General features: G+C 74.4%; 5 protein-coding genes. 2 read left to right on the forward strand and 3 right to left on the reverse strand.

The genetic code is table 11. The annotated features are described in order from the left end of the window. The first annotated feature begins 54 nt into the window (after window positions 1-54). A complete protein-coding gene (gene fes / locus AB0G59_RS21630) occupies window positions 55-1,278 on the forward strand; it encodes an enterochelin esterase (protein WP_360913909.1) in 1,224 nt (407 codons plus the stop codon). 63 nt (window positions 1,279-1,341) lie between these two features. Here fes and AB0G59_RS21635 read toward each other — a convergent pair whose 3' ends face one another. Genes AB0G59_RS21635 through AB0G59_RS21645 form a run of 3 tightly spaced genes read right to left on the reverse strand, consistent with a single transcriptional unit; the run spans window position 1,342 to window position 10,173 of the window. Next, complete coding sequence (locus tag AB0G59_RS21635) at window positions 1,342-2,778, reverse strand: MDR family MFS transporter (RefSeq protein WP_360913911.1); 1,437 nt, start codon at window positions 2,776-2,778, stop codon at window positions 1,342-1,344. After that, a complete protein-coding gene (locus AB0G59_RS21640) occupies window positions 2,775-2,978 on the reverse strand; it encodes an MbtH family protein (protein WP_071963763.1) in 204 nt (67 codons plus the stop codon). The genes AB0G59_RS21635 and AB0G59_RS21640 overlap by 4 nt, the downstream gene beginning before the upstream one ends. A 4-nt stretch (window positions 2,979-2,982) precedes the next feature. Beyond that, window positions 2,983-10,173: an amino acid adenylation domain-containing protein gene (locus tag AB0G59_RS21645; RefSeq protein ID WP_360913913.1), complete on the reverse strand. Its 7,191-nt coding sequence runs from the start codon at window positions 10,171-10,173 to the stop codon at window positions 2,983-2,985. A 155-nt stretch (window positions 10,174-10,328) separates the two neighbouring features. On the opposite strand from AB0G59_RS21645, the gene AB0G59_RS21650 reads away from it, so the two are divergent. Continuing rightward, a complete protein-coding gene (locus AB0G59_RS21650) occupies window positions 10,329-11,456 on the forward strand; it encodes a M20 family metallopeptidase (RefSeq protein ID WP_360913915.1) in 1,128 nt (375 codons plus the stop codon). Window positions 11,457-11,495 lie beyond the last annotated feature (39 nt).

Here is an 11,495-nt window from a genome sequence, read left to right on the forward strand (position 1 = left end):
GCGGGACCGGGGCTCCCTCCTCCCCCCTCGGACACCTGCCACCGAAAGGAAGCCATGGAGATCCAAAGCCCGGCGCTTCGCGAGCTCGCCGAGGCCGTCGAGGCCCACGGCCCCGGCGCCGTCAACGACTTCTGGGCCCGCGCCCAGCGCACCGGCACCCCCCTCGTCGAGCCCGACGCCGACCCGGCGTACCGCCTCGTCACCTTCCTCTGGCGCGACGACCCCGCCGCCCCCGCCACCGACGTCCTCGCCCTCGTGCACACGGTGACCGACAAGGACCGGCACGCCCGTGACCTCGCCCCGCACCTGATGGCCAAGGTGCCCGGCACCGACGTGTGGGCCATCAGCCACCGGCTGCGGGCCGATCACCGGGCCTCGTACCAGTTCTCCGTGCACCGCGGCTCCCGCGAGGAGGCCCTGCGCACCGACCGCCGGTCCTGGCTGGGCGTGCTGGACGGCGCCCTGCCCGACCCGCTCGCCGCGGGCCCCGCTCTCGCGGCCCGTGACGGCCGCAACCCGTCCTCAGTGATGGAGCTCGCCGACGCGCCCGCGCAGCAGTGGGTCTCCCGCCGGGAGTCCGTGCCGCGCGGGGAGCGGTTCGAGTGTGTGGTCGACGGCCGGGCCGTGGGCGTCCACCTGCCCGCCGGGCACACCGCCGACGGCGGCCCGTACGCCGTCGCCGTCCTGCTGGACGGCGAGATGTGGGGCCCCGTGCTGGACTTCGGCGCGACCCTGGACAACCTGCACGCCGACGGCCGCATACCGCCGACGGTGACGCTGTTCGTCGAGACCATGGGCCGCGACCGGCGCATGGCCGACCTCAGCTGCAGCGAGGAGTTCGTCGACTGGCTGGCGGACGTGCTGCTGCCGTGGGCCGCCCGCGCGTACGGGGCGACGGACGACCCGGCGCGCACCGTCGTGGCCGGGCAGAGCGCGGGCGGTCTGACGGCGGCCTTCGCCGCCTTCCGCAGGCCGGAGCGGTTCGGGAACGCCCTGTCCCAGTCGGGTTCCTTCTGGTGGCCGGACGGGACCGAGTTCGACGGCGGCAGCGAATGGCTGACCCGGCAGTACGCGACGTGCGAGAAGCTGCCGGTCCGCTTCCACGTGGAGGTGGGCCTGCAGGAGTGGATGCTGCTCCCGCAGAACCGGCACCTGCGCAACGTGCTGGAAGCACGTGGCTATGACGTGACGTACCAGGAGTTCAACGGCGGCCACGACTACGCCTGCTGGCGCGGCGGCCTCGCGGACGGGCTCGTAGGGCTGCTGGCGCCGCGGTAGCACTGCGACGACAGAGGTCCCGGACCGGCAAGCGCCGGTCCGGGACCTCTGTCGTACAAGCCGTCAGGCCGCGGACGGCAACTCCTCGCCCTGCGGCTCGTCGTCGAAGGACGGCGGCGCGGGGGCCTCCTTGGGCATCCGCAGCGCGCACAGCGTGCCGAGGGCGACGAGGCCCGCGGTGACCGCGATGGCGGCCCGGTACGGGCCCGGGTCCGCGTCGTGCGTGCCGGAGCCGCCCCAGGCGGAGATCACCGCGGCGGTGACCGCGATGCCGAGCGCGCCGCCCAGGGTGCGCACGATGGTGAACAGGCCCATGGCCTGGCCCATGGCCGGCGGCGGGACGTCCGAGAAGCCGGCGATCTGCACCGTGAGCACGGCCGTGCCCAGCACCAGGCCCACGCAGAACATCAGCGCCCGCACCGCCCAGGCGTTCTCGGCCACGCCCGGCACGGCCAGCGCGCCGAAGACGGCCGTCGCCAGCACCAGGGCGGGCACGGCGAGCCACCGGGGCCCGAGCCTGGGCATCAGCCGGTCGGCCACCTGGGAGGCCAGCATCAGTCCGAGCGCCTCCGGGAAGACGCTCAGGCCCGCGTCCAGGGCCGAGGCGCCGAGCGCCGCCTGGTAGAGCAGCGGGAAGGCGAACAGCACGCCCATCAGGCCCGCCGAGGTGACCAGCGCCAGCACGGTGGCGGACGCGAACACCTTGTCGGCCAGCAGCCGCAGCTGGAGCAGCGGCGCCCCCGCCCGCAGCAGGTGCACGCACCCGGCGGCCAGCAGGACGAGCCCGAGGGGACCGGCGACCAGGACGGAGGGCGCGCTCCAGCCGTGCGTGGGGCCGAAGCCCAGCGCGTAGGTGAGCAGACCCAGTGCGGGGGTCGCCAGCAGGAAGCCCCTCAGGTCGAAGCCCTCGGGCTCCTCCTTGTGCTCCCGCAGCCCCAGCACGCCGATCAGCACGGCGGCCGCGCCGAGCGGCACGTTCACGAAGAACAGCCAGTGCCAGGACAGGTGCTCGGTCAGGAAGCCGCCCAGCGGCGGGCCGAGCGCCGGCATCAGCGCGGTCGGCACGATGAGCACCTTGGACAGCTTCATCCGCTCGTGCGGCGGGAAGGCCCGGAAGAGCAGCGTCATCCCCACCGGCGTGAGGAGGCCGCCCGCGACGCCCTGCACGACGCGGGCGAGGACCAGCGTCGGAAGGTTCTGGGCCAGCCCGCAGACCGCCGATGCCGCCGTGAAGACGGCGAGCGCGCCGAGGAACACCTTCTTCGTGCCGAAGCGGTCGCCGAGCCAGCCCGCGACGGGCAGGGCGACGGCGAGCGCCACGAGGAAGGCCACCTCGACGGTGTTGGCCGCCGACACCGGTTCGCCGAAGTCACGGGCGATGGTGAGCAGCGCCGGATTGACGATGGTGGAGTCGAGCCCGTTCATGCACATCGCCACCGTGTAGACGATCACGACGGCGATGCGGGCGGCCCTGCTTGTGGAAAAGACGGGGCCTCTCACAGCGCGGCGGCCGGGGTCAGGTCGGTCCAGTTCCCGGTGATCCAGTCCAGGGCGTCCTGCCGGGCGCACGGCCCGTGGGCGGCGGTCCAGCCCTGCGGCACGGCGGCGAAGCCCGGCCAGAGGCTGTGCTGCCCTTCGCCGTTGACGAGGACGAAAAACTCCCCGTCGCCGTCGAAGGGGTTGGCGGGTGCGTCGCTCATGGGGTCAGTTCTCCAGGTTCTGCAGACGGTCGGCGATGACGCTCGCGATGTGCGCGATCGGTTCGGGCAGGGTCATGTCCTTGTGCGAGCAGGCGACGTCGGTGTTGTCGATCCGCCCGGTCACATAGGGGGTCCACGTGTCGGGGGTGAGCTCGTCGTCGATGGTGTCGACGGTGGCCCGGAAGAAGAGCACGTCGCCGTCGAAGACGCGGTGGTCGAAGGCCCGCACCAGATGGTTGGTGTTGAGGTACGTGCGGTTGAGGGCCTCGATGGTGGCGTCGTCGAGGCTGGCCAGCGGGGAGCCCTCGCGGCGCAGCACCTCGGTGACGTGGGCGAGTTCGAAGGGCTTGCCCTCGAGGCTGTCCGGTCCGTAGCCGCCCATGGCGAGCAGGGCCTCGAGGGCCTCGGCCTGGTCGGGTACGGGCAGCTCGCGGAAGCCCTCGGCGGGGTAGGCGTCGAGGATGGCGAGCAGCTCGACCCCGGCGCCGAGGTCCTGCAGGCGGGTGGCCATGGCCTGGGCGATGATGCCGCCGGTGGACCAGCCCATCAGGCGGTACGGGCCCTCGGGCTGGACCTCGCGGAGCCGGTCGACGTAGTGCGCGGCCAGCTCCTCCAGGGTCTTCGGCAGCGGCTCGGCGGCGGTGGCCGGGCCGACGCCCTGGGCCTGGAGGCCGTAGATCGGCACGTCGGCGGGGAGGTGGCGGATCAGTCCGGCGTAGCACCAGCTGAGGCCGCCGGCGGGGTGGACGCAGTACAGCGGGGCCTTGTCGCCGGGCGCGGCCGGGCGCAGCGGCAGCAGGACGTCCAGGGCGTCCGTCCTCTCCGCCGCGTCGAGGGCGGCGTCGAGGGCGGCCACGGTGGGTGCCTGGAAGATGGTGCCGATGCCGACGTCGGTGCCGAGCGCGGCCTTGACGCGGCCGGCCAGGCGCACGGCGAGCAGCGAGTGGCCGCCGAGGTCGAAGAAGTTGTCGTCCACGCCGACCCGGGGCAGGCCCAGGACGTCGGCGAAGATCGCGCAGAGCTGCTCCTCGCGGGGGCCGCGCGGGGCCCGGCCCTCCGTGACGGCGGCGGCCAGGTCGGGGGCCGGGAGCGCCTTGCGGTCGAGCTTGCCGTTGGCGGTCAGCGGCAGGCGGTCCAGGAGGACGACGGCGGAGGGGACCATGTGGACGGGCAGTTCGGTGCCCGCGTGCTCGCGCAGCAGGGCGGGCGTGGTCTCGCGGGCGGGGACGGCGTAGGCGACGAGGCGCTTGTCGCCGGGGCTGTCCTCGCGGACGACGACGGCCGCGTCGGCGACGTCGGGGTGGTCGGCGAGGACGGCCTCGATCTCACCGAGCTCGATGCGGAAGCCGCGGATCTTCACCTGGTGGTCGGCGCGCCCGAAGTACTCCAGGGTGCCGTCGGGGCGACGGCGGGCGAGGTCGCCGGAGCGGTACATCCGGCTGCCGCTCTCGCCGAAGAGGTGGGCGAAGGGGTCGGCGACGAATCGTTCCGCCGTCAGCGCGTGGCGGCCCAGGTAGCCGCGGGCCAGGCCCTCGCCGGCGACGTACATCTCGCCGGTGACGCCGGGCGGCACGGGCTGGAGGTACGCGTCGAGGACGTAGACGCGCAGGTCGGGGATGTTGACGCCGATGGTGCTGGAGGCGCCGGCGGCCGCGCTGGCGCGGTCGAGGGCGATGTAGGAGACGTGGACCGTGGTCTCGGTGATGCCGTACATGTTGACGAGCGTGGGCGCGTCGTCGGCATGGCGGTCGTACCAGTCGTCCAAGCGGCCCAGTTCCAGGGCCTCGCCGCCGAAGACGACGTAGCGCAGGGCCAGTTCCCGCCCCGGATGCTCCTTGTCCGCGGCCATCAGCTGGTAGAAGGCGGACGGCGTCTGGTTGAGGACGGTCACGCCCTCGTCGGCGAGCAGGCCGAGGAAGGCCCGCGGGTCGCGGCTGACCAGGTGGGGTACGACCACGAGCCGGCCGCCGTGCAGCAGCGCGCCCCACAGCTCCCACACCGAGAAGTCGAAGGCGTAGGAGTGGAAGAGGGTCCACACGTCCTTCTCGTCGAAGCCGAACCAGTGGTCGGTGGCGGAGAAGAGGCGGGCGACGTTGTGGTGGGTGACGGGGACGCCCTTGGGGCGGCCGGTGGAGCCCGAGGTGTAGATGACGTAGGCGACGTCGCCGGGCCGCTGCGGCCGGGTGCGGTCCTCGTCGTCCAGGTCGGTGGGCTCGTACGCGTCGGCGTCGGTACCGTCGACGAGGACGACCGGCAGGTCGTGGGCGGGGATGCGCGCGGCGGTCGCGGTGTCGGTGACGACGGCGGCCGGGGCGGCGTCGGCGAGCATGTACGCGAGGCGGTCGGCCGGGTAGTCCGGGTCGAGCGGGAGGTACGCGGCGCCGCACTTGGCGACGGCCAGCAGGCCGGTGACCAGTTCGAGGGAACGGGGCAGGGCGAGGGCGACGATGGCGCCGGGCCCGATGCCGCGCCCGGCGAGCAGCCGGGCCAGGCGGTTGGCGCGGGCGGACAGCTGCGCGTAGGTGAGGGAGGCGCCCTCGCAGGTGACGGCCGTGCGGTCGGGGTGGCGGCGGGCGGCGTCCTCGTAGAGCTCGACGAGGGTCTGCTTGGAGGGGGTGGGAGTGGACGGGCCGGCGTTCCATTCGACGAGGGAGCGGTGCAGCTCCTGCGCGTCGAGGAGGGGGAGCCGGCCGACGGGGGTGTCCGGGTCGGCGGCGGCCGCGGTGAGCAGGCCGGCGAGGTGGGTGGCCAGACGTTCCGCCGTGCCGGCGTCGAAGAGGTCGGTGCGGTATTCGAGGAAACCGGATATGCCGCCGCCGGGCTGCTCGCCCGCGTTCAGGGTGAGGTCGAACTTGGCGGTGCCGGAGGGGACGGCGTCCAAGCGGGCGCTCAGGCCCGGGCCCATGGCGAACTCGGCGTCGGGCAGCGACTGCCAGGCGAGCATCACCTGGAAGAGCGGGTGCCGGGCCAGCGAGCGGGGCGGGTTGAGCTCCTCGACGAGCCGGTCGAAGGGCACGTCGGCGTGTTCGTACGCCGCGATCGTCGTGGCGCGGACGCGGTCGAGGAGGGTGCGGAAGGTGGGGGCGCCGGAGGTGTCGGTGCGCAGGACCAGGGTGTTGACGAAGAAGCCGACGAGGTCGGCGGTCGTGTCGTCGTCGCGCCCGGCGACGGGGGTGCCGAGCGGGATGTCGGTGCCGCAGCCGTAGCGGGTGAGGAGGGTGGCGAGGGCGGCCTGGACGGCCATGAAAACGCTGGTGCCGGTGGTGCGGGTGAGCTGTTCGAGGGCGGCGTGCGTGCGCGCGTCGAGGTGGAAGGGGACGGTGTCGCCTTCGTAGGACGCGACGGCGGGGCGCGGCCGGTCGGTGGGCAGTTCGAGCTGGTCGGGCAGGCCGGCGAGGGCCTGCTTCCAGTGGCCGAGCTGGCGGGTGGCGAGCGCGGTCGGCTCGTCGGCGGTGCCCAGGAGGCGCTGCTGCCAGGCGGTGTGGTCGGCGTACTGCACGGGCCGGTGCGGCAGTTCGGGGGCGCGGCCGGCGGCGCGGGCGGTGTAGGCGGTGGCGAGGTCGCGGGCCAGGGGGGTGGTGGAGGCGCCGTCGCCGGCGATGTGGTGCAGGAGGAGGAGCAGGGTGTGGCGGTCGCCGCCGTCGCTGAACAGCGTCGCCTTGAGCGGCGGTTCGGTGGCCAGGTCGAAGCAGTGGCGGACGGCCTCGGTCAGGTCGGCTCCCGCGGGCGCGGTGTGCAGGCGCGTCCTCGCCTCGTCGGCGGTGAGGATCCGCTGGTAGGGCTCGTTGTCAGTGGCCGGATATACCGTTCTGAGCGTCTCGTGGGCGTGCGTCAGGTCGTTCAGGGCGAGCTGCAGCGCGTCGTGGTCGAGCGGTCCGGTCAGGGTCAGCACGAGGGGGATGTTGTAGGTGGGGCTGAGTCCTTCGAGGCGGTACATGAACCACAGCCGCTTCTGCGCCGGGGAGAGCGGCATGCGGTCCGTGCGGGGTACGGGCGTGAGCGCGGGGCGCTCCTCGCCGTCGGCCGCGGGGGCGTCGCGCAGGAGGGCGGCGAGCGCGGCCGGGGTGGGGTTGCGGAAGACGTCGGCGAGGCTGACGGTCGCGCCGAAGCTCTCGCGGACGCGGGCGGCGATGCGGCCGGCGGTCAGCGAGTGGCCGCCGAGGTCGAAGAGACTGGCCTGCGGGGCGGGGGTGGCGTCCAGACCGAGGGTGGCGGCGAAGAGACCGCACAGGATCTCCTCGTGGGCGGTGCGGGGGCCGCTGTGGCCGGGAGCGCCGCCCGCGACGGCGGCCGGGTCCGGGTCGGGCAGGGCCCGGACGTCGAGCTTGTCGTTGGCGGTGCGGGGCAGGGCGTCCAGGGCGAGGATCGCGCTGGGCACCATGTGCTCGGGCAGCCGCTCCGCGAGGTGGGCGCGCAGCGCCTCGGGGTCGGCGCCGGCGCCTTCGGCGGGGACGACGTAGCCGAGGAGCCGCTTGCCGGTGGCGGTGTCGCGGGCGATGACGGCGGCCCGGTCCACGGCCGGGTGGGCGGCCAGGGCGGCCTGGATCTCGCCGAGTTCGACGCGGAAGCCGCGGATCTTGACCTGGTCGTCGGCGCGGCCGAGGAATTCGAGGGTGCCGTCCTCGCGGCGGCGCACGAGGTCGCCGGTGCGGTACATGCGGGCGCCGCTCTCGCCGTGCAGGGCGCCGAAGGGGTCGGCGGTGAAGCGTTCGGCGGTGAGGTCGGGGCGGCGCAGGTAGCCGGCGGCCAGGCAGGCGCCGGCGATGTACAGCTCGCCGGTGACGCCGACGGCCGTCGGGCGCAGGGAGGTGTCGAGGACGTACGCCCGTGAGCCGCGCACGGGACGGCCGACGGCGGTGCCGTCCTGGGGGCCGCGGGGCAGCCAGTAGTAGGCGTCGACGGTGGTCTCGGTGGGCCCGTAGAGGTTGATGGGGCTCAGGCCGTCGGTGCCGGCCAGCCGGTGCCACAGCGGCTCGGGCACGGTCTCGCCGCCGACCACGACGAGTGCGGGGTGGTGCCGGCCCTCGTCGAGGAGGCCTTCGGCGATGAGGGCCTCGACGTAGGAGGGGGTGGCGTCGAGGTAGTCGATGCGCTGTGCGTCGACGTAGGCGGTCAGGACGGCGGGGTCGCGGTAGGCGGCGTCGTCCAGGAGGTGCAGCTCGTGTCCGTGGACCATCCAGATCAGGGGGTCCCAGGAGGCGTCGAAGGCGAAGGAGGCGCTGTGCGCGATCCGCAGCCGCTCGCGGCCGGTGCGCTGCACGGCCGGGGCGATGTGGTCGCTGCCGTGCCCGACGTGGAGGTTGGCGAGGGAGGCGTGGGTGACGAGGACGCCCTTGGGCCGGCCGGTGGAGCCGGAGGTGTGGATGATGTACGCCGCCTGGCCGGGTGCGGGGGCCTCGGGGGCCGTGGCGGGCCGGGCGTCGATGCGGGCCCGGGTGGCCGGGTCGTCCAGGAGCAGGGTGGCGACGCCGTGCTCGGGCAGGCCGCGGACGGCGTCGGCGGTGCCGACGACGCGGCCGGGGCGGGTGTCGTCGAGGACGGCGGTGATGCGCTGCGCGGGGTGGCCGAGGTCGAGCGGCTGGCAGACGCCGCCCGCCTTGAGGACGGCGAGCAGGGCGACGACGGTGTCCGCGCTGCGGGGCAGGGCCAGCGCCACCGCGCTGCCCTGCGGCAGGCCGGAGGCCCGCAGTTCGTGGGCGAGGCGGTTGGCGGCCCGTTCCAGCTCGGCGAAGGTGAGGGCGGTGTCCCCGCTGCGGACGGCGGTGGCGTCGGGGGTGCGGGCGGCCTGGTCCGCGAACAGCTCGGGCAGGGTCCGCTCGGCGGCGGGCTCGGTGCGGCCCGCGGTGGCGGTGCGGATCTCCTCCGCGTCCAGGAGGTCGATGGTGCCGACGGGCCGCTGCGGGTCGTCCAGCAGCAGCGCGGTGAGGCCGTCGAGGTAGCGGCGCAGGCCGCTCTCGTGCGCGGCGAGCGAGGGGGCGTCGTAGCGGGCGGGGTTGGCGTCCAGGCCGAGCCGGACGGCGCCGTCGGGCGTGGGGGTGACGGCCACGGCGAGGTCGTCGACGGGCCCGGCGGCGAGGTTGCGCACCATGCCGGGCAGCCCGCCGAACTCCAGGTCGCCCTCGAAGGCCTTGATGTTCACCATCGGCCCGAACAGGGGCTGTTCGGCGGCGGTCAGGCCGAGGTCGCGGCGCAGGTCCTCCTGGCGGTAGCGCTGGTGGCGGCGCACAGCCCGCACCTCGAGGACGACGCGGCGCAGGAGTTCGGCGCCGGTGTCCTGCGGCTGGACGGCGATGCGCAGCGGCATGACGTTGACCATCATGGCGGGGGTGCGCAGGGCGGCGGGGCCGCGGCGGTTCATCAGCGGCAGGCCGAGGACGATGTCCTGTGCGCCGGTCGTGCGGTGCACATAGCCGGCGGTGGCGGCGATGAGGAGTTCGGCCCAGGTGGCTCTGGCGGCCCGGGCGGCGGACTCCAGGCGGGTCAGGGAGCCGGCGGGGAGCTCGGCGCCGTGGCGCAGGACGAAGTCGGCGGGGGCGGCGGGGCCGTCGGCGAGGGAGACGGGCTCGGGCCGGTCGGCGAACCGCTCGCGCCAGAAGTCGCGGTCGGCTCCGTGGCGTTCTCCGGCGGCGTATTCGGCCTCGTCCTCGACCAGTTCGCGCAGCGTGCCGAAGGGGTTGGGGGCGGGCTCGGTGCCGGCGGCGAGCGCGGTGTAGATCTCGGCGGTGCGGCGGCCGATGAGGGTCAGGGCGTAGGCGTCGACGGCGAAGTGGTGGACGCGCTGGTACCACCAGTAGCGGTCGTCGGCCAGGCGGATGAGGGCCTGGGTGACCAGGGATCCCTCGGTGAGGTCGACGGGCCGGTCGAGGTCGGCCCGCATCCAGGCCTCGGCCTCCTCGGCCGGGCGGTCGGCCGTGCGCAGGTCGAGGCGGTGCAGCGGCCAGGGGCGGTCGGAGGCGACGCGCTGGGCGGGCGGGTCGTCCGCCGTGGCCACGAGGGCGAGGGTCTCGGCCTCCCGGGCGGTCCGCCGCAGGGCGCGCTCGAACAGCTCCTCGTCCAGGCTGCCGTTGATCTCCACGCAGTCACCGGTGTTGTAGACCGGGTTGTCGGGGGCGAGAGCCTGGGCGTACAGGATGCCGGACTGCGCGGCGAGCAGCGGCAGTTCGGCGGGGGTGGTCTCGGCCTGGTGGTCACGCATGCGTGGGGACTCCCGAAATATGGCAAACGTTCCTGGTCACACCGGACCCCCCGGTGCGTCAGCTTAGGTAAGCCTAAGCTATTTTTTGATCGCTTGTGAGAGCGGCCCCCGACCTGCGCGGGGCGGAGCGAACACCCATGACACAGGAGCCGTACATGACCGTGGCCGAAGGCCTCAAATCCGCCATACGCGAGCGCGTTTCAGCCCATCGTGAGGAGCTCCTGTCGCTCAGCCGGCGCATCCACGCACACCCTGAGACCGCCTTCGCCGAGCGCCGAGCCGCCGCCTGGTGCGCCGAGGCCCTGCGCGGCCACGGCTTCGACGTCACCGCCCCCGCCTACGGCCTGGACACGGCGTTCTCGGCGACCGCCGGATCCGGCCCGGTCACCGTGGCCATCGCCTGCGAGTACGACGCGCTGCCCGGCCTCGGGCACGCCTGCGGCCACAATCTGATCGCCGCCGCCGGTGTGGGCGCGGCGCTCGCGCTGGCCCCGTACGCGGACGAACTGGGCCTGACCGTACGGGTCGTGGGCACCCCGGCCGAGGAGCGCGGCGCGGGCAAGGCGCTGCTGCTGGAGGCCGGGGCGTTCGAGGGGGTGGACGCCGCGATGATGGTGCACCCCTGCCCGTTCGAGGTCGCGGAGTTCCGTTCGTTCGCGCTCGGCACGCTCTCGGTCGAGTACCGGGGCCGCTCGGCGCACCCCAGCCTCAACGCGCACGAAGGCCGCAACGCCGCCGACGCCCTGACGGTCGCCCAGGTCGCCCTGGGGCTGCTGCGCCAGCAGTTGCCGTCGCAGTGGAAGGTGCACGGGGTGACCACGAGCGCGGGCACGGCCCCCAACGCGATCCCCGACCACGCCACCGCCGAGTACGAGATCCGCGCCTCGGCCGCCGAGGACCTGCGCGAGTTGCGCGAGCGCGTGGAGGACTGCTTCCGGGCCGGCGCGCTCGCCACCGGCTGCGAGGTGACGCTGACCCGGCCGGAGCCGGACTACCTCGACTTCCGCACCGACCCCGGGCTCATCGCCCTGTGGCAGGCCAACGCCCGGGAGCTGGGCCGCCCGGAGCCGCAGCAGCGCGAGGCGTTCGCCTGCACGGACATGGGCAACGTCTCGCACGCCGTGCCGTCGATCCATCCGGTGCTGGACATCACCGACGGCGCCTGCGGCCCGCACGAGCCGGAGTTCGTCCAGGCGGCCGTCTCGCCGGAGGCGGAGCGCGCGATCGCGCCGGTCTGGCGCTGCCACCACACGGCGGTCTCCGCCATGGTCCGGTCGCGGTAGCGGCTCGCGGCCTTCGCCTGGGCCGGGTCGCTCCAGTCG

This window comes from Streptomyces sp. NPDC021096 (genome assembly GCF_040641275.1).
Taxonomy (GTDB): Bacteria; Actinomycetota; Actinomycetes; order Streptomycetales; family Streptomycetaceae; genus Streptomyces.